The organism is Gynuella sp. (assembly GCF_050297175.1).
In the GTDB taxonomy this organism is placed as follows: Bacteria; Pseudomonadota; Gammaproteobacteria; order Pseudomonadales; family Natronospirillaceae; genus Gynuella.
Map to the genome: position 1 here is coordinate 69,717 of NZ_JBNKSF010000012.1, position 19,147 is coordinate 88,863.

A 19,147-nucleotide genomic window follows, 5' to 3' on the forward strand; every position below is an offset into this window, starting at 1 on the left:
CAGGCAGTAATCATGACTTTAATCCCGGAACAACTGTTTTTTCCATCGGCTGTTGGCGGCTTATTCAAGTAGCTTCTGCAGCCGGGTGTAGTCAATTTTGGCATTATGACGACGGTCAACCGGAATGGATCGAACTCGGCGAATGTCATCGAGCTGTGCCCAGTCCAGTGCCTGATTAAGCGATACAAGATCAACCGCTGCATCTGCCTCAATCAGCAATATCCGTTTTCCCTGCCACGCCATCATGGCACTGCGACGAACCTGTGGAAAAAAATGCGCTGCACATTCGACCGTGAATGGATACAAAATCCCCTTGCTGTCTTCGATACGGGCATGGCTGCGCCCCACCAGCCAGAGCCGACCCCGAGTATCGAAAAAGCCGGCATCACCGGTGCGGTGCCAGTGCTGACCCTCCACATCGAACTTGGTATCGTTATCGCCTTCGCCATGCAAATAACCTGGCAACACATGATCACCGGATACTACTATTTCACCGATCACTCCGGCGGCCAGCTGCTGTTGTTCCAGCTCTGTTGCGGTAAACGGGCCGATTGTCTGACCAAAGCGATCCTTGATCACCCTTAACGTAATGGCCTCTACCGGATGGCCGGTTAACAACCCCTGCCCCTGGCGCATGGCCTTAAGATCATCATCACTGATCTGCTGCCAGTCGATTTCGGCCATCGGTTCTGCTTCGGTGGAACCATACACCGCTGCCACGCTGGCGTTCGGTGCCATTTCCTGCAGCTGCCGCAACAGTTCGGGAAATACCGGTGCACCACCGGTACCGATGTGTTTCAAGCCTGGCAGTGTCATATTCTGCTCTGCACAGTACTCCAGCAGACGTTGATAAAATGCCGGAGATCCGGCGGTGCGGTTGACCTGATGACGTTGAATCTGGGCAATCACCGGGGCAGCATCAATTTGTCCGGGCGCCCGCAGATCGGCGTCGGGGATGACACTGGTGATGCCGGATGCCAGATTGGCTAACAGAAACACCGGCAAAGTCGTCAGATCGACATCGCCGGGCTGTAGATTAAGGGTGGCCTGCAAGGCAGCATGTTGGGCCAACAGAAAACCATGAGAGCGCTGCGCCGCTTTCGGACGCCCGGTGCTGCCACTGGTAAACGTCAACAGTGCCGGGTCGTCATCGGCACAGTCGCCAATCTCAGTCAGCGCAATATAACTGTCAGCCTGAGCCAGAGAAACGGCTCCGGGAATGGGAAAACCGATACTGAACTTAATCGGAATACGGCGCAGTTGCGATGAAAGCAAACGCAGTAAGTGAGCTTTCGCACTGGCAATCAATGCCCGCGGCCGACCCAGCTCGCAGCATTGATCAATATGTTGTCGACCGGCAGATGGATCCAGAAACATCGCCACCGCACCCAACTGAAACAATGCCAGCAGAACCACATACAGTTCATAGGACATGGTCTGAAAGACCAGCACCCGGTCGCCTTTACCAAGGCCGTAATGCCGAAACATGGCAGCGGTGCGACCTGCTGCATCTGCCAGCTGCTGATAATTGCAAAGCCTGATGCTTTTACGGTGCTTATCAATAATCGCTGGAGTATCAGGATGCTGTGATGCACGATCCAGCAGGATGTGGGTGATGTTCATGGCCGATCATCCAAATCGTATTGGTACAACGTATATTCACGTATGCTCTGACCATAATGGCTGGAAAGGTTTTTCGATTTGTTGGAGGCATGCATCAAGGCGTGTATAACACGGCGATAACCCATGTCTCGGGCAATCCGGTGACACTCAGCCACCAACACGGCACCCAGACCGGCAGCACGACGGCCAGGCAAAACCGCAACGGTTTTCAACACACAGGTATCAACAACTTCTCCGCGGCGGGCCTGATTTAAATCGGGAATCGCAAACAGATAGCCCAACAGTTCTCCCTGCTGCTCCGCCAGCAACACCAGTTGGGGCTCCACTACGGCCTGAACCGACTGATACTGCTGTAAAAACCCTGCCTCGGTGATGGGGGTATACAGAAAATTGCCACTGAAGCTTTGTATCGAGAGCTGGTAAATGGCTTTCAGTTCATCTTCAAACCGGCTCATATCCAATGCCCGCCAGCTGATTCCCTGTTTTTGCAGCCGTTCACAAGCGGCAGGAATACGCGGATCCTGAGTGTTCAGGTCAGCGACCAGGGAAGAGATGTAACGAGCCATGGGGCGAAATCCAGCCTGCAAAAAATAGTCGACATAGGCTGGGGGATTCCCAGGTTCCAGAAAAAACAAAGGTTCGCTGCCGGCATCGTTGACCCAGCGATAACGTCGCCAGGTGTTACCATCCATGGGTCCGACCATCACCGTACATCCCCGCGCCTTAAGACGCTGGCGGGCCTGCAGCAACAAATCGCTGGCCACAGAGGCATCCACAGCATCAAAGTGCCCCACCACCCCCAAGCGTTCGGAGTTCAATTTCGGAACCTGATTCCACCATAACGACAACCTGCCGACCATCTGCTGTTGATGCAGTGCCACCAGGTGCACATCGGCTTGATGATGAGTTATTACCGAAGTATCAAAATCCGGTAACCGGGTGGATTGCGGATAATCTCCTCCGCACCATTCTTCTACAGTGATCACGACAACTCTCCAGGTGTTATCAACAGGGCCAGCCAACCGAGCAGCGAAACACCACCTGCAATACCTGCCTGACGCAGCCACCGCTCTGGTGTCACCGGACAATTATCCAACTGTGGTTGCAACCGCAGGAACAGCAGGCCACTCAATACCAATACCAAGCAGCTGACGGCCAGTACCTGCAACAGTTTCAGATCAAATACCGTCAACTCCAGACAAAACAGAAACACCGGCATCATGCCTGCAATAACAGCTGCTCCCATAATACCTGCGGGCAATCGCGATAATTGATAGTGGGCATGAGAAATAGTCAGCATGGTGATATGACAGGCAAAGACAATCGTATAGGCAAAAAGCGGATTACACCCTCCCTGATGATCATCCAGCAATAGCCAGAACAGTGCCGGCCCGGTGACTCCAAGCAAGGCATAAACATTATGAATATTACCGCGCCCCTGACGACGAACCTGACGGGCAAACCACATGGTCAGCACAAAAAACAGCATTGGGATACCCAACCAGTACATGCCACCAATACTCCATGCAGCATAGGCGAATAACCCTGCCCCCATCTGCGCACTGGCATCCATGGTGCTGTGCCGGCGCCACAACCACAACAGTGCTCCAAGCAGTATTATAACCACCAGGCTCAGAGTTAATGCCGCAACATCCATCTCCAGATAACTGTTTAACAAGGCATACGTGGCCAACGGTATGAACAAATTATCAAGGCCATGCCATGCCAGGGCCTCAAACATCATAATGATCACCCCCATCAACAGGCCAATGAGCAGGCATTCAACCCGCCCAGTAACGGTAAACAGCAGCAAGGAAACGTGTACACATAAAAAAGTAACAATGAAAAAAGCCACCGAGCCTTCCACCGATTTATTACCTTCCAGCGTCGTAAACTGGTTTTGGCCGTAATACACACCGATCAGTGCAGCCACGGCATCGGCCAGCGCCAATACCAGAATGGGCACGCAATATAACAGCGGATCGCCATCAGCCAGGATAAACACCAGCGCCACAGATATCGGGAATAACATCTCCCCCCAGGAAGTGCGTTCAACACCATGCAGCAACCCTCGCAAAGATCGGGTCAGCGACAGCCCCCGGCGCAGCAGGGTCAGTGCCGAAACACTGACCAGCGCCAGCAACAACACCGGCCAACTGCGGTCGAACAGCCACGGAAACGTCACCGTCACCAACCCCATTTCCACATGTATGAGTTTACGCAGCACTTCCGGATCCGGTGCCAGAAAGCGTTCGATCAGCCGGGTTGAAATAAACGCACCGGCCAACGCTGTCAGTACAATCAGAATCCCGATCCACGGATTCATCGGACTTCCTCGACCACAAAATCGCGATAGAAAAATGCCTTATCTTTGGCATATAACTGAACCGCCAGGTCATCCAGACCACGCAAACAACCAGCCAGGGCAGCAGGGCATTTGCGCGGTACCAGCATGTTCCAGTAGGCCAGCCGGGCAGAAGGATTGGCTACCGCCAGCAGTTGTTCCAGCAAGGCCTGGTAATTTTCTTCAGACATATATTCAAAAATATCGCTGAGATTAAACGCATCAAAGCGCTGCCCCGGATGACGTTGCAGATATTCTTCAATGGACAACAGGTGCCACTCGATGCCATCAAGCCGTTCACGAATGGCTTCAAACTGCGGCTCTCGTAGTGCATAGGGCAGCACGTCACCGTGCGTACCGGTCAGGATCCAGTGCAGATATGGGTTTTCCGCCGGATTCATATCGGTCAGGGCAAAGCGGGTATGACTCAGAATATGATTGGCCACGCTGCCTTCAACATAGCGGAAGAAGCTGGGATCACGACCCATTCGGCCCATGACAAAACGGGAAAAAAAAGCTTTGAATAACAACCGCCAGCGCCAGGTATCCCATTGATGCTGATAAAACCTCAGACGTCTGCTGCGGTCTCCTCCCGTCAATAGTTGCTGAACCCGGCTGCGGGAATGAACCAACGGCAGCACCCGTCGCCGAAACAGAGCGAAATAACGCTCAAATTTACCGGCACCACCAATTCCGGCATCAATTTCAGCGCTATGCGCATCCCAGAACCGGCGACTGTCCTGATCCAGCAGTTTACGGCAACGCTGATAAAGTTCCGCACGCCGATGGCTGGGACGTGATCCCACCAGCTCCAGCAGTTCACCATGGCTCAGTTCCCGATAAGCCGCCACCCTCAATGCCAGGCAATACAACTGCGCAGGGTTGAGATCGAGCGCGACCACGCGCTCTGCACCTGCCGCCAACAAGGCCAGGGCATTATCACCGGCGGAACATATGGACAGACACTGCCCGCCTTTGGCGGTCGCTAATGCTTCAACCAGAATATCCGCATCCTCCCAACATTGGGCATAGCGAATCTGGGTAAAGTCGGCTCTTCCAGCAACTTCACTGCTCATGCGTCACCTCCTGCGCCTGCTCCGGTGGCGACAAACGTCGTATCACGCCGGTACTGCCGTCAAATTCCACCCAATCACCGTCTTTCAGGGTGCGGGTAATAGCGGTCACCGACACTACGGCCGGAATCCCCATTTCCCGCGATACGATTGCAGAATGAGACAACAGGCTGCCACGTTCCACCAATATGCCGGCAGCGGCCGGAAACAGCATGATCCAACCGGGATCAGTCCTTTCGGCCACCAGAATTTCACCGGCCTGCAACACGGCATTACGGGGGTCGACGATTACCCGGACACGACCACGGACAACACCCGGACAACAACCAATACCTTTGAGATCTCCATCAATAACTTCATTAGCAGTCGCCGGGGCCATAAAGTCATTCCCTTGATGGACGATACCAAATGTCTCAAACCGGTCGGCCGGAACCGGCATGTCGGCATAGCCGGCAAATTCGGCCTTGCGCAGACGAACCAGAGCCTTGAGATCCGTGGTTACGGCAGTCCCCTCGATGAAACCAAGAATTTCGGCAACTTCGAGATAAAACACGTCGCGATGGTGTTCCAGCAAATCTTCGGCATACAACCGTCGTCCGAGTTCAACAAAAATGCGCCGCACACGACCAAACAACCGGGTACGCTCAAAGCGCAGGTTTTCCCGGTCACGGACCCGATGACGAGTATTGCGGAGCACCCACTGAAATATCCGACGACGGATGGGATGAGTTGCCAGTGCAGCGTCAACCCGCTGCTCGGCACTGGCACGAATTTGTGCCTCAATGGCTCCAGCTTCAGTCGCTTCCGGCTGATCTCGCAAGCGTTCGGCAAAATGCCCGACAGAACGCAGCAGCACCAGGGGATCATCATGTAACGTGGCGCTTTCCAGTTTGAGTTCATCGAGACAACGGTCTCCAAACTTCTCAATATATTCATGGTAGGCACGCTGGAATTGAGGATGCTCGGCCAGGACCTTCATTAGGGTGACCACGTCCGCCTGCACCAGTTGTTGACAAAACGCCTCGTCAGGTGCAGCCAGCTCAGCCATATGACGAACCCGTTTGGCCGGCTCAGCACTGATCATACCGCCTTCACCTGCCAGCAGATTGTTTTGCAGGGTTTCGTCGTGGTCTTCACACCATTTGGTGCAGAGTCCGCGTAGTACGCCATAAAAAATCATGGCGAAAAAATCATTGATCAGCGGTGCATCCCATCGGGTCAAGAGTTTTTGTTCCAGACGATGGTAGCTGGCAGCTAATTGACTGCTGTTAAGTAGAGTAAGGTCTTCATCGGTGTTCAGGGCGTCGTCCAGGCGCCCGTAAAACCGGCGGATGCTGGTGGGTAAACGGACGTGGCTCCACACCAGTCCCAGCAGGCTGCCGCCCAACCGGAAAGCATCACGCAGCCGTTCGGACACAGTCCCCTTCAAAGTGGCGGCAACTTCTTCCGGTAAGCCTTCTTTTACCCCCATCATCTGTTCCATAAAACGACGGTTCAGGGTAAATCCCGGCAATAGCGCCAGAACCCGATACCATGACAACAGATTGTAATAGACCCGGCCGCGAATCAACCCGAGCATGCGCTGAAAAACCACGTCGTTGGCAGCAATGACCGATTCCGGTACCCGCAGAATGCGGCAGAATTCACGATATACAGACTCATAGGCCTGGCGGGCAAAACTGAAGGTCAGCGGAGTGGTAATACCGCCATAGCTCTCGGCAATATTACTGTTATCCCAGAGGTTATGTTCGCCGGCAGGATCCGGGCGCTGATGCAAAGCAGTGATCGGTCGGGACTGCAACAGAAACAGTTGCTCTCCAGCCATAGCCCATTCAATATCCTGGGGTTTGTCAAAATAACGGCTGCAGCGACGCGCCAGCTCAACTACAGCGATCAGCTGCTGATCGGTCAGCACCGGGGCATTGACACGATCCGCGTCGATGGTCTGCAAAGAAACCTGATCAGCCGTCCCTTCATCGAGATATTCGCCATTCTGCTTGGCACAGATATCCCGCTCAATGATGTTATTGGACGTGTCGATCCGCCAGGTGTCTGCATCCACTTCTCCAGATACCAGCGCCGATCCAAGGCCATATACTGCAGAAACGACCACTCTGTCGCGCCGACCGCTGACCGGGTCGGCAGCGAAGGCAACGCCAGCACAGTCACTACTCACCATCCGCTGAATCAACACTGCGGGTATGGGTGGTGGCAGACTCAGGCCATTTTCCTGGCGATAAGTGACAACCCGCTCACTGAAGCCCGAACACCAGACATCAACAATACGCTCGGCAACCTGTTCAACAGGGACATACAGATAGCTTTCCAGCTGACCGGCAAACGAATGCCCAGCACCATCTTCATCCACTGCTGAAGAACGCACCGCCAGACGATCACCTGCCGTGGCCAACCGTTCCAAAGCCTGCTGTAACTGACGGGAAAACTCATCTGACAGATGCAGATTCCGGCGTAGCACTCCGGCATCAGTAATGATTGCTGGATCGACACCCAGGCTGTCTAAACAAGCCCGCGGGTCTATTACAATCCATTTGGGAATCGGTAGTCCGGCTTCGGCCAGATGAGCCAGTGCGGCGGCCTTTCCACCAAACACATTTAAATCAATATCACTGTACTGATCATGTACATATTGCCCGATCATTACACACTCCATAATAACGGGCCTGCGCCCAAAGAAAGATACATCCCCAGGGTCCAGACCCCAGCAATTAATTCAAAACGCTTGCCGGCACCCGTCAGAGGATGAGCCAGAAACTGCCTTGCAACCACAACCGCCAGACTGAACAACACGACCAGAACCACGGCTACCGGCTTGAAAAAATCAATCTGCCATGCGGCAATGGCAGCACAAATGGCCGTCACCAGTAACACTGCCAGCCAGACTCTGACGGCCTTGCGGCACCCCCACAAAACGGAATAAGTTTCTACCCCGGCCTCTTCGTCTTCCGGTGCGCGGATCTTCCGACCGATTTCAATCACCATGCCGTTAAAGAAACTGACCGCCAGAAACCACACCAAGCCCCTGACCGCATGTCCATCACCGGCGACCAGCCAGTCACACGCAGATGCATACAGATCGATCAAGGGCATGATGAGCATATGTGACCACATGTATGTCACGGGGCGGGCTTTCAGCCATGTCGACACAAAGAACTCCCGGCTCATCAACGCCAGATAACTCCAGGTCACACCTAAAAAGATCAGTAACGGGGGATACAGCCAGATAGCCAGTGTCAGCTGTAATATCGCCAGCAAGATACCAGCAATACCCAATTCCCTGAGCGTCACCAGTCCACGAGGTACCGGTCGATAAGGCCGGTAACAGCAGTCTTCTTCGTAGTCCTTGAATTCATCAGCGATGCGCAGTTGCATGAAAAACGCCAGTGCGGTTACAAACGCCACCAGCCACGTACTCAGTGCTGGCAGCTCAACGACTCCCCGCAATAATGAAGAATAGGCGACTGCAGAAAAGCTGAAAGCAGCAACCAAAGCCCCATGTGCAAACAGTGGAAACCGTTCTCGCTGATAGATCCACCAGCGTTGTATATGCCTCAACATAACTACTCAACCTCGTGCCAGTGACTGATGGGCGTGAGAAAAATGCCCGGAGCACAGAGCACCGATAATGGACAGCTCACCGGCCAATACCGTTGCAGCAGTGACCTCGGCAAAAGCCCGCGCATGCCCGGCTCCTGCGAGCCCCAGCAACTGCAGACAAGCATTCTGAGTAGGCAGTCCGGTGCCTCCGCCAACGGTTCCGACAATCAGATTTGGTAACGTAACAGCCGCATACAGGTCACCCTGATCAGTCAGTTCAAACCGGGTCACGCCAACGGCGGATTCCGCCACACAGGCAGCATCCTGACCACAGGCAATATAAAGCGCAGCCAGGCCATTGGCGTAATGTCCCTGCACACCGATAGTGCCGCTCAAAACCCCTCCAAGCGCCGACATGCGCCAGTAATCCACCATTCGTTCAGGCGAGGTATGCAAAAGTTTATGAATCAGATCAGACGGTACAGTAACCTCCGCCGTTACCTGTTTACCGCGAACAGAAACAAAGGATTGGGCACTGGCTTTCTTATCACCAGACATATTGGCTTCGAGAAAAAAATAACTGGGTTCGACAGGAGAGTTTGATTGTATGTAGTCGCAAATGGATTGAGTGGCAATGGTCACCATGTTCTGCCCGGATGCATCACCGGTAGTGAAATCAAACCGCAGATACACATGATTGCCTTCCACCGTCACCTGCATATCATGCAGCTGACCATGACGAGTCGTCTTAGCCGCTTCAACTTTGAACTGTTCGATCTGAGTAATGGCCCAGGCAACAAAAGTGCCGGCCTGAGTGAGGTTTTCAAATGCAAATCCGGGGGCTCGCATCACTGCTTCCTGCAACAACAGAGTGGTACAACCTCCCGCTCTTGAAATAACCTGAGCCCCGCGATTATAAGAGGCCACCAGGGCAGCTTCAGTGGTAGCCAGCGGGATATAGTAATCTCCCTGGGCGAACAGACCATTTACCCGTAACGGCCCGGCAACTCCCACAGGCAGCTTGACCGTACCAATGAAGTTTTCAATGTTATGCTGGTAAACATCCATCGTCGCTTCAGTCGCCGGATCAAATAATTGCTCCTGAATCCCGTTCTTATCCGCAAACAACTCCCAGCGTCGGGCCAGCATTTTGGAATTGATACGATGATCCCTGGGAAGACGGGGTTTGGCGGGTTGTTCAGGTTTGGAGCGCAGCGCTTCAGAAAGCGCCTCTTGATCGCGCTCTTGCAGCAGTTTTTCCAGATAACTGTTGGCATGCAGATAAGGTATTGCCATTTCCTTTACTCCTTCAGTAATGCTTCCTTGATGGGTGCAACGTCAGTATTTTCTGACTCTTATAGCTTGCCAGATTTTGACGTGAGCGGTCCTTCGAAAGTCACAAGTTACGTTATCAAACTAAATCCAACCAGAGATAAACTCGTAAAATCTAAATCATACCGGAGAGGTCAAAACAAGGCTTAAAAAGACGATACTTCCGTGTATCGTTGACCGGAAAATGGTATACGAAGAGGGCCGAAATACACTCAGCCAGGGCGATGGATGGTAGTAATGCCCTTTCAAAATGTATTGGCATATAAACCAGGGCCGCTGATACTGTCATACCAAGTTCCGATTGTGACTCCTACCATAGTTGTGGAATAGGAGGATTCGACGGAACTTTTACATTACAACGACTCTGGAAAATATAACCACCCGTCATCTTTCGGGAGGTCATTTGGTGTGATATTGCGTGCTTTCAGCCATCAATCAAGCGAATAACAAAAATGGGAATGGATACCTCTGCGCTTGATCAATTCAACTCTTTGCGCTGAAAGCCAACCAACGTGCGGGAATATACAGTGCTTTTTCTTACGGCCAAATAATGAGATTTAATTATCATTTAAACTGTGACACAGTTCTCTATTCAAGCGGTTAAGTGCTGACAGGACTTTAGCATTCTATTAAGTAAATGGCCGCCTTTTAACAGCCTATGAGCGGCAAATATAGTACTTCAAAAAAACATACAAATAGCCAGCTCCCTTCTCTTCAACACCAGTGAACCTTCACACCGGCTTCTACAAACATCGCTTCGCTGACGCGGGATTTTTCCCCCCACCGGCTCAGATATTCGTCATTTTGGGTCTGACAATGAACAGTGGCTATGCCCGTTTGAATAATCTTGGCGGCACAATTCGGGCAGGGGAAATGCGTGACATAAATTTCGCAGCCTGTGAGGTCACGCTTGGCAAACAGGATGGCGTTTTCTTCTGCATGGATGGTTTTCAGCAGTTTGGTCTCACGATCATCCTGGTTGGCTGAATCCCCCACCCCGCGTGGATAACCGTTAAATCCAACAGAGACCACCCTATTTCCCTGCGTGATCACGGCTCCCACCTGAGTACTGGGATCTTTGCTCCAGGATCCCACCAGTTCAGCCATCTGAAAAAAACGCTGAATCCATTTATCATTCATAGTCTGACTCCAAAATGCGTTGCTGTGGAAAGGAATGAACCAGGGCCAGCTTTTGCCGGCGTTCCATTTTTTTGATCATCCGCTCACGCCGGGTGGCCTGGCTGCGGTCAGGCTGTGTTTCCTGATACACCACTTCGACCGGTCTGCGCGCGCGGGTAAATCTGGCTCCACCGGACAAATCGCCGTTATGCTCTTTCAGGCGTCGGTCCAGGTCTGTGGTAATACCGGTATACAGGCTGCCATCACAACAGCGCAACATATATACCGTCCAGGAGGGTTGTCTGTCCATGTAGGGCTGACCGTTATTAATCGAGCCGTGATTGTGTCCAGGTTGTGATTTACCTGTCAATTCTGATGCAGAATGTCTGCATGATCCCTGTGAATCAGTGCTGTGATAAATGCAGACAAGAATCCGCCACAAATCAGGCCACGCACTCTGCCGCAGCTACATGGTCATGCGATCGGCATCGTTTATCGTGGGAATATGCCGGGATGCCTGAGCAACCGAATAGAGGGTTCTGGCACGTCTTTTCTCCGTTCCGGACAAAGGCTGCACTCGGGATATCCGTGGGGAAGAATGAATGGAATGAATATTTTTAAAAATCACTTCAAGGTATCCGAGTAATTCTTCAGATCCATCCCAAATTAGATCGTGCAACTGAGTAAGACGCTTATGACAGACGCGGTAGTGATCAAAAACCGGCGTACCATGTACCAACACCAATGGCGAAAGACCTGAGGCCATCCAAAACCGGTGTATCAGGCACACCGGCAAATTACCGATGTCGTTACTACGCTCAAAGGCCGTCAGCGTTGACGGAGCAATACCCAGTAGTTCAGAAAGCTTTGTACGCGATAACTGACACAGCTCTCGCATACGCCGAAGAGCTGACAGTACGGATGGTAATGCCCGCTGCGGGAATCGGTCGGCGGAGTGTTCGCAGGGCACTTGTGGTATGCGTTGTAAAATCGATCTTTTGCCTTCCAGCAACATTGCGACCAAACCAACAAAATTGTCAAACTCACTGGCAGAACAGCGAACAATATAGGACTGCAATCGCAAGTACTTAACATTGATCATACGACAATCTGATCGTGCGCCGAGATGGGGTAACAACAAATATTCGATCGGAATGCCACTGTTGGTCAGATAGCAAAACAACGTCGATAGCCGCATATTATCGCGACCGGATTCATATTTTCGATACTGGGTCATCGATACGCCGGCCAGTTCCGCGGCTGCCGACTGGCTGATATTTAATGTGGTTCGACTACGTCGCAGCAGCACACCAAAGCCAGCCCGGAAATGGTGGCGATGGTGTTCCGGATCGATATAGCGGGGGTTAAAATGCCGCCGGATATATCGGTCCAGGAACACATTTTCAGCAGTCGTTTTATAGGTGTGTTCAATCATCCATCGATCCTCTGGTGTTTCCCAATTCAAAAAACACACCTCGTTTCAGCCGTTTTTTATCTGAGCCGGAAACAGAACTCGTATGTATAGAGATTTACCGAGTCAAACTACTTAGCTTCATAACAATAGGATTCCCAAAAATTGCTCTTGAATTCGAATCTTTTGATCATGCGGTCAAATGATGAAGCTCCGTAATCAATAATTGTTGTTCCAACTGTTTAATAGCATAAAAATCACGTTGAACATCATTTGCATCGGGCCCGCACAAAACGACGTACCCCAGATCCAGATTCGAAAACAGATCTTTGGTCTTTTCAACCCGGTCACCATCGCGAATATTAATCACACTGGTGTAATGGGTAGACAGCGCCTGCGCCTGATCAAGCACCGCCGTATTACTGACAATACCGGCTTCACGTGCCACCAGAAAAACAACGGTCAGATGCTGTCGCAAGCAGAAACTCTCCGTCGGCAGCTCACCATCACAATGGTATCGGACGAGGCGGTCAATCTGACTGTCACCGGTCGCCACCCGGTTGTACTTGGCCTGACCGCCACCGTGAGGACGGGCGGCAATTTCAATCAAGCGGATGCCCTCAGGTGTCAGCATCAGCTCCACATGACTCGCACCGTGGCGAATACCAAGTGCATCGAGCACCCCAAATGCATATGCAATCAACGCAGTGTTGTCCGGTGCTGACGGGGAAATCCATTCCATCGCATTGTAAACCGCCATATTGCCGCCGTTATCAATCTTGTGGTACCGGCAGATATCGGTCACGGAATGGCGACCGGCAATACTGACGGTATCAACCACAAACTCCTTACCGGTGACGTATTGTTGCACGAGTACTTCATCATTCATCAGCCCAAGCCGGTTCTTGGTATGCACCAGGGCTTTAAAATAAGGTCTCCAGTCTTCGCCGGCCCTGATACAACGAACGCCATCGGTACCGGCACTTTTTGGAGGCTTGATCACCAGATCACGCCCTGTCAGCGCAAATTTCTCCAGCCAGTCTTCAACTGCTGTGAGGGAATCGGTGCAGATCTGCGGAATAATGGCTAGCCCAGCAGCGGCCACAGCTTGTGCCATCAGATACTTATGCCGCCGGGCACTGGTTAAGTTCGCGTCGTTGGCATATTCCGGTAACAGCGACTGACACAGAAGATCACACAACTCAACGCCTGACTCCGTTCCGGGCAATACACAGCGCGGCTGCAACGCAGATAAACTGGATATCAACTGCTCAAGATTATCGCCCGTGAATGCAAATACCTGATCAAAATCTTCCGGTCGATAGGAAGCGGCATAAACGTCCGGTGGAACCGGGGTTGAGGTCACGGCATATACCGGAACCCCGCACCGCCTGAACGTCTCAGCGTAGAGTGCGCCAGTGGAATACGGATCTACGATGATTGCTGGCTGATTCGTTGTGTTCATCAGTAGGCCTCCTCTGGAACTCTGGCCAGTCGGCTAACCGCGTCACAATAACGTGCCCAGGCCTGGGCCATGCTGCGAGACAGTTGCCGGGCCCGCAGTGGAGCATGTACCAATCCGGGCTCAATGGTTAACTCAACGGCGATACCCTGTTGCTGCAAATGTTCGCTGTAGCGGACAGCATCCTGTACCAGAGAGTCCTCGGACGCGCCCATAATGTATGCCGGAGGCAGATCGTGGAACGAACCACTGATCAGAGGTGAAACATAAGCATGCCGGACCTGTTCGGTCGTCGGCGCATAACAGGCAGTAAAGAACTCCATTTCGCCACCGGACAACAACGGCGCGTCATCTCCACCATGACGCCATCGGCTGAAATCCAGCACCGGGGAAATCAAGGCCTGACCAGCCAACGGTGGCTGCTGCCGATCACGCACCATCATTGCCACGACCACCGCCATATTGGCACCTGAACTGTCTCCGGCAATGATGACGGCATCAGTACCAGCCTCTATATCCAACTCACCATTGCGTAAGGCCTGCAAGGCCACATAGCAGTCTTCCAACGGCGCGGGAAACGGATGCTCAGGTGCCAGACGAAAATCCGGGGCCACCACGGTCAAACCCGATTGTCTGCACAGATCGGCAATCGCGGAATGGTGCGAGTCAGCGGAACCAAGCACAAATCCACCACCTCGCAAATAAAACACCACGCCATGGCGCCGGGGGCTGGCCGGCGTATATATCCGCACCGGTATATGAGCCTCGGGGCCCCGCACGATCTGGCTGGAAACCCTGACGTTTTCAACTTCGGGAAAAGCAAACTCAACGTTTAACTGCATATAGAGATCACGCTGCTGTTGTACCGGCAATTTGTAGAAATCCGGATATAGCACGTTATTACTACGATCAATAAATTCTTGAATTCCATCGGCAAAAGCCATTGTTTTTCTCCTTAAAAATAAGTTCAGGACTCACGGGTTTGCGATGCAGCTTCACCTCGCAGGCATTCGAGCAACACCCCGCGTCTGGCCAGCACAGGAACACACAACATGCTACACAGCCCACCAATCCACAGAGCATGATCGAGTCCAAATAACAGGGTGGCACCGGAAGCCAGCAGACTGCCGATGGAAAATGCTCCCCAGGTCAGAACCCGCTGAACAGAATTAACCCGGCCAAGCAATTCTGCCGGTGCGGCGGTCTGCCGCAGCGTAACGGCCGTGGGCCCGAAAGAGCCTTCCCCCATGCCATGAATGACATTGGCGATAATCAACCCGAGTACGGAACCGGCCATACCCGCGACCGGGATAAACGCCAGCCCGACCACCGCCGTAGTCGCAGATAACACCAATCCCCGGCCAACACCTACACGGCGTACCAGATGAACAGACAGCAGATTTCCGATTGGAAAGCCCAGGGCAGAGGCACCTATGACAATGCCCACCAGCGACTCCGACAACCCCATCACCTTGACGCAATAAAGTACGATCGTGGTCCGCACCATCATCGTGAACATCACGTAGACCACACCACAGGTGATCACTGGTTCCAGAATCGGATGCCGGAATACGAACACCAGTCCTTCGGCAATATCACGGCGCATCCAGCCACGTTGCTTTTCACGCCGGTTGAGCTCAATACGTTCCTTTTTATGTTGAATCAGACCGATGGTGACCAACGACACAATGGACGAAACCGCATTAACAAAAACCGCGATAACCGTACCAAACAGTGCGATGACCGGGCCGGCCAGCATTGGCCCAAGCGATTTACTGGAGGACTCAAAGAATGTCAGCCATGAATTGGCTTTATGCAATTTCTCTTTGTCCGTATAGAGTTCTGGCAGAAACGAGGTGTAGGCAATCTGAAAAAATACCAGCGAGACACCGGATACTCCGACCAACAACATCAGAACCGGAAAAGACAGACGATCAAAATACCCCAGCAAGGCGATGGTCAAAAATGTCACCACCTGCACGGCTTCACACAACAACATGACGGATCGACGCCTGAGATAATCAATCATCGCACCTGCCTGCAATCCAACCAGAAGAAACGGCAGATAAAGGGCAAATGGCAGTAATACTGCCTGTGCTTCAGTCGCACTGACGACCGACACCGCCAGCAATGGCAAGGCAATCACCATAAACTGGTCTCCAACCAGACTGATGGATTGTCCCGACAACAACAACCGGAAATCCCGTCTCGCGGTGGATACATCCTGAGTGGGTTGAACACTGGACTGCTGCATTATTTGACTCCTTTGCCAGCCGCACGACTGGTCCTGAACGATTTATGTGAATGAAAAATAGATTTCTGTTTCACCGATAGACAACAACATCGGCAGCGGTCGTCCCTGATGGACTTCAATAGGGCTGGAAAAAATCTGTACGGCCTGCATCCAGTGAGAAGCAACGTTACCGGGATGATTGGACAACATCTCCTCATCGGTAAGATCCAGCTCAAACCAGAACACCACACCATGAACATGCGTCGAAACGTCAGGCTCAAAAGCCACCTTGGACAAGCTCGGGAACAGGATGTCCTGATAAAAAGACGCCGTGGCAACAGTCAGTGGCGGCGATGCCAACTGATAGAGCCAGGTATCCAGACGACATGGAAAGTAATGCGGGGTCGCAAACTTGTTGAACAGGTTGACATCGAAATCGAGTACCCGGTCTACCCGATTGAGCTGATACACATCGCGACTGCTCAACAAACTTGCCTTTAAACGCACAGACTGTGGCAACAGCAGCGCATCGGGCTTCAGCAGCCGGCTTTTGGCATGCGCCAGTGACGGCACAAAACCTTCTCCAAAAAAGCCGCAATCAACCGTCTCTGAAATCAGAATATCGATATCTTTCGGAACATCGACGCCCGGCACCAGTTCCGTAGACAGCTTGTTAATCACTGTCACCCGGTCGGAATAACCGTTATTAGCAACGATCTCAGCCGCCATCCGGGCTACATCCGGATTCACTTCACAAGCATAGACATGGCTCGCACCGTTACGGGCGGCAAGCATCGACAGCAAGCCGGTACCGGTTCCGATATCCAGGACAGTTTTGTCCCTCATATCGACAGATTCAATGGCACGTTGAAATGCCTGATTACGCTGCCCATCATTCAACATGGGGAAGTGCCATCTGGGAATGGACTTCGCACTTTCCATTTCAATTAACTTATTCGTTGTCACAATTGTTCTCCTTATTATTGTTATCGTGATTGCAGTTCTCTTCCGTTTGTGTCCGGGTAAAACCGATAAAACCCTCTATTTCCACTGATATACGATCACCATGGCTGGCAACTGGCAGATCCAGTCTTTGCAGACGACAAAGCCTGGTGGCGTTGCCATGCCAGGGACAAAGAACACTTTCGCCTTCATATTTGCCATGAGTCAGCGGACCACCGCGATGCGGACAGGTCATATCAATAAATACCGGCTGTGATTGACGGGACAATCTGGCCAGCACAAAGCGGTCGAGAGTCCGGATCACCAACGGCATATCGGTGACGTTAAATGTGATGGTCTGCATAACGCGCATAATCTCCAATCGACAGAATTCGATAGTTGCAGTTTTCAGACAGCACCAAAGCGCCATGAAGCCGGTTCTTGCGAATAACCACGCATTCCCCGGGACGGAGATCCGAATAACAGTTAAAACCGTGACAGAACCGTAATACCCCCTGATCAACCACGCAGAACTCATCACCATCGTGCACATGGGGTACCGACAATTCGTGATACGGTTCATCCAGCAACATGACCGGCAGATTTTCGATATCACCAAACACAGAAGGCTTGATCTCATGTGCCAGATCGCGGTGGTTCTGCTGCTGTGCCATCCAGGTGAGCTGACTGGACAGATCCTGCTCTGCGATTTGCTGCAGCCGACGGGTCATTTCAACGCCTTTTGCCATCTCAGCAACGACACCATCGCCAAACTGCGCAATAGCCGGTTTCAGTAATTCATTCACTCCCATACGGCCATGGTGTTTATCAATGTGAACGTGCTCCTGGTAGTAACGGACATCAGCCCGTTCGCCATACACCTCACGCAACAACCCAGCCATCTGCCGGCAGTAGGGTCCAAAGGTGTTTTCGGCGTAGCTGATAGCCCCCAGATACTGAAAAAAACATTCCGGACGACGGCTGATGTAGTGGAAGTAGTTATTCATCAGCAGAGTGGAATTCAGATAAAACGACCAGTATGCATGGGAGTGGGTTTTCAAGCCGATGGATGCCAATGTGGCCTTAAACAGGGAGCTGTGTTTGGTTGCATGATTACCATAGCCAAACTCATCAATGACGATGCGAAACAGCGCAGACTGCAGCGTGCCGTAATCGCCCTTGGCATGACGAATCATGTGAGAGGATTCCGGAAGAAAATCCAATGCATGTTGAATAACCAGGGTTTCAGCCAGCTCTTTGCGGTCCGGCCACTCTCGCACTAACGCCAGTGACGCAGGTAATTCATCATTGTCCTGAATGGCTGAATCAAAATAATCGAACAGTGTTCTACTGTCCCAGCCTGCCCCAAAACTCTCTAATTCATTCATCAGAAACCCAAGACAACGGCGTTCGAGCTCAGGTATCAGCTCTGCGGAGAGTTGCCTCAGTTCATCGCTGTACACCGACTTCAGCTGTTCAACGATGTTGCCGTCATACTGTTCCGGCAAGAACAGAAAATCCTGTTCATTCAAAGCCGTCAAAATACGATTCATCGTGAATGCCGGATAATTAAAAACGTTATCCGACCGAGTGGGTTCAAAATTAATATGTTTAAAGGTCTGAGGTCTGACCATCCGGAACCAGACGGACATTTCCTCTACCCAGTCTTCGTTATCCCTAAATTGGGGAAATGTCCCCAGCAGGGCGAGTTTTTCACTAAACCGATCCTTTACTGTCATGATTGTATCCTTGTGTAGCTATACCAGATGTCGTCTGTACGACGAACGATTCCAGTGTCACACAGCCTTGAAAAAGGCAGCAACGAACAGCGGTGACAATAATTTCACGACTATTTGTCACTTCGAATACGCCCAAATGCTGTATATACCCTTAAGTTCTGTGTCCCGTCGCATCGCCATTAACACGGAATAAGAACTTTTCGGTTACGCAGTTAAGATCGGTTGCAGGTGTTAAGGAACCATTGAATGATGTGAGGGGCCGGCAGGGTTGAGAGTCCATCGGTACAACAAAAAGCACGGTCACCGGTCATTCG

The 19,147-nt window shown here is 52.0% G+C and carries 16 protein-coding genes; all 16 read right to left on the reverse strand.

The window, feature by feature from the left end; translation table 11 throughout:
* Window positions 1-60: 60 nt before the first annotated feature.
* Window positions 61-1,623 carry an AMP-binding protein gene (locus ACQY6I_RS04625; protein ID WP_428240300.1) on the reverse strand — a complete coding sequence of 521 codons (1,563 nt, stop codon included), beginning with the start codon at window positions 1,621-1,623 and terminating at the stop codon, window positions 61-63.
* A complete protein-coding gene (locus ACQY6I_RS04630) occupies window positions 1,620-2,609 on the reverse strand; it encodes an N-acetyltransferase family protein (RefSeq protein ID WP_428240301.1) in 990 nt (329 codons plus the stop codon). The genes ACQY6I_RS04625 and ACQY6I_RS04630 overlap by 4 nt, the downstream gene beginning before the upstream one ends.
* Window positions 2,606-3,949 carry a hypothetical protein gene (locus ACQY6I_RS04635; RefSeq protein ID WP_428240302.1) on the reverse strand — a complete coding sequence of 448 codons (1,344 nt, stop codon included), beginning with the start codon at window positions 3,947-3,949 and terminating at the stop codon, window positions 2,606-2,608. Before ACQY6I_RS04635 ends, ACQY6I_RS04630 begins: the two co-directional genes overlap by 4 nt.
* On the reverse strand, window positions 3,946-5,043 hold the full coding sequence (locus tag ACQY6I_RS04640; protein WP_428240303.1) for a DUF3419 family protein: 1,098 nt from the start codon (window positions 5,041-5,043) through the stop codon (window positions 3,946-3,948). Before ACQY6I_RS04640 ends, ACQY6I_RS04635 begins: the two co-directional genes overlap by 4 nt.
* Window positions 5,033-7,699, reverse strand: coding sequence for a PEP/pyruvate-binding domain-containing protein (locus tag ACQY6I_RS04645; RefSeq protein WP_428240304.1), 2,667 nt, complete (start codon window positions 7,697-7,699; stop codon window positions 5,033-5,035). Before ACQY6I_RS04645 ends, ACQY6I_RS04640 begins: the two co-directional genes overlap by 11 nt.
* Window positions 7,699-8,616: a UbiA family prenyltransferase gene (locus ACQY6I_RS04650; protein WP_428240305.1), complete on the reverse strand. Its 918-nt coding sequence runs from the start codon at window positions 8,614-8,616 to the stop codon at window positions 7,699-7,701. Before ACQY6I_RS04650 ends, ACQY6I_RS04645 begins: the two co-directional genes overlap by 1 nt.
* Window positions 8,617-8,622: 6 nt before the next feature.
* Complete coding sequence (locus ACQY6I_RS04655) at window positions 8,623-9,891, reverse strand: hydroxymethylglutaryl-CoA reductase (protein ID WP_428240306.1); 1,269 nt, start codon at window positions 9,889-9,891, stop codon at window positions 8,623-8,625.
* A 750-nt stretch (window positions 9,892-10,641) separates the two neighbouring features.
* Complete coding sequence (locus tag ACQY6I_RS04660; protein ID WP_428240307.1) at window positions 10,642-11,067, reverse strand: dCMP deaminase family protein; 426 nt, start codon at window positions 11,065-11,067, stop codon at window positions 10,642-10,644.
* Window positions 11,060-11,356: a GIY-YIG nuclease family protein gene (locus ACQY6I_RS04665; protein ID WP_428240308.1), complete on the reverse strand. Its 297-nt coding sequence runs from the start codon at window positions 11,354-11,356 to the stop codon at window positions 11,060-11,062. The genes ACQY6I_RS04660 and ACQY6I_RS04665 overlap by 8 nt, the downstream gene beginning before the upstream one ends.
* Before the next feature lie 156 nt (window positions 11,357-11,512).
* On the reverse strand, window positions 11,513-12,511 hold the full coding sequence (locus ACQY6I_RS04670) for a helix-turn-helix transcriptional regulator (protein WP_428240309.1): 999 nt from the start codon (window positions 12,509-12,511) through the stop codon (window positions 11,513-11,515).
* 136 nt (window positions 12,512-12,647) lie between these two features.
* Window positions 12,648-13,922 (reverse strand): ATP-grasp domain-containing protein, encoded by a 1,275-nt coding sequence (locus tag ACQY6I_RS04675; RefSeq protein ID WP_428240310.1) that lies wholly within the window; start codon window positions 13,920-13,922, stop codon window positions 12,648-12,650.
* Window positions 13,922-14,863, reverse strand: coding sequence for an alpha/beta hydrolase (locus tag ACQY6I_RS04680; protein WP_428240311.1), 942 nt, complete (start codon window positions 14,861-14,863; stop codon window positions 13,922-13,924). Before ACQY6I_RS04680 ends, ACQY6I_RS04675 begins: the two co-directional genes overlap by 1 nt.
* Window positions 14,864-14,886: 23 nt before the next feature.
* Window positions 14,887-16,173 (reverse strand): MFS transporter, encoded by a 1,287-nt coding sequence (locus ACQY6I_RS04685; protein ID WP_428240312.1) that lies wholly within the window; start codon window positions 16,171-16,173, stop codon window positions 14,887-14,889.
* A gap of 42 nt (window positions 16,174-16,215) precedes the next feature.
* Window positions 16,216-17,118 (reverse strand): 50S ribosomal protein L11 methyltransferase, encoded by a 903-nt coding sequence (locus ACQY6I_RS04690; RefSeq protein ID WP_428240313.1) that lies wholly within the window; start codon window positions 17,116-17,118, stop codon window positions 16,216-16,218.
* Window positions 17,105-17,458 carry a Rieske 2Fe-2S domain-containing protein gene (locus ACQY6I_RS04695; protein WP_428240314.1) on the reverse strand — a complete coding sequence of 118 codons (354 nt, stop codon included), beginning with the start codon at window positions 17,456-17,458 and terminating at the stop codon, window positions 17,105-17,107. Before ACQY6I_RS04695 ends, ACQY6I_RS04690 begins: the two co-directional genes overlap by 14 nt.
* Window positions 17,439-18,833, reverse strand: a complete 1,395-nt coding sequence (locus ACQY6I_RS04700) for an iron-containing redox enzyme family protein (RefSeq protein WP_428240315.1) — start codon at window positions 18,831-18,833, stop codon at window positions 17,439-17,441. Before ACQY6I_RS04700 ends, ACQY6I_RS04695 begins: the two co-directional genes overlap by 20 nt.
* Window positions 18,834-19,147 lie beyond the last annotated feature (314 nt).

Excerpts from the sequence above, each read along its gene's own strand:
- ACQY6I_RS04625 (WP_428240300.1), bottom strand. The coding sequence starts at position 1,623 with ATGAACATCACCCACATCCTGCTGGATCGTGCATCACAGCATCCTGAT.
- ACQY6I_RS04635 (WP_428240302.1), bottom strand. The coding sequence starts at position 3,949 with ATGAATCCGTGGATCGGGATTCTGATTGTACTGACAGCGTTGGCCGGT.
- ACQY6I_RS04640 (WP_428240303.1), bottom strand. The coding sequence starts at position 5,043 with ATGAGCAGTGAAGTTGCTGGAAGAGCCGACTTTACCCAGATTCGCTAT.
- ACQY6I_RS04645 (WP_428240304.1), bottom strand. The coding sequence starts at position 7,699 with ATGATCGGGCAATATGTACATGATCAGTACAGTGATATTGATTTAAAT.
- ACQY6I_RS04650 (WP_428240305.1), bottom strand. The coding sequence starts at position 8,616 with ATGTTGAGGCATATACAACGCTGGTGGATCTATCAGCGAGAACGGTTT.
- ACQY6I_RS04655 (WP_428240306.1), bottom strand. The coding sequence starts at position 9,891 with ATGGCAATACCTTATCTGCATGCCAACAGTTATCTGGAAAAACTGCTG.
- ACQY6I_RS04660 (WP_428240307.1), bottom strand. The coding sequence starts at position 11,067 with ATGAATGATAAATGGATTCAGCGTTTTTTTCAGATGGCTGAACTGGTG.
- ACQY6I_RS04665 (WP_428240308.1), bottom strand. The coding sequence starts at position 11,356 with ATGGACAGACAACCCTCCTGGACGGTATATATGTTGCGCTGTTGTGAT.
- ACQY6I_RS04675 (WP_428240310.1), bottom strand. The coding sequence starts at position 13,922 with ATGAACACAACGAATCAGCCAGCAATCATCGTAGATCCGTATTCCACT.
- ACQY6I_RS04680 (WP_428240311.1), bottom strand. The coding sequence starts at position 14,863 with ATGGCTTTTGCCGATGGAATTCAAGAATTTATTGATCGTAGTAATAAC.
- ACQY6I_RS04685 (WP_428240312.1), bottom strand. The coding sequence starts at position 16,173 with ATGCAGCAGTCCAGTGTTCAACCCACTCAGGATGTATCCACCGCGAGA.
- ACQY6I_RS04695 (WP_428240314.1), bottom strand. The coding sequence starts at position 17,458 with ATGCAGACCATCACATTTAACGTCACCGATATGCCGTTGGTGATCCGG.
- ACQY6I_RS04700 (WP_428240315.1), bottom strand. The coding sequence starts at position 18,833 with ATGACAGTAAAGGATCGGTTTAGTGAAAAACTCGCCCTGCTGGGGACA.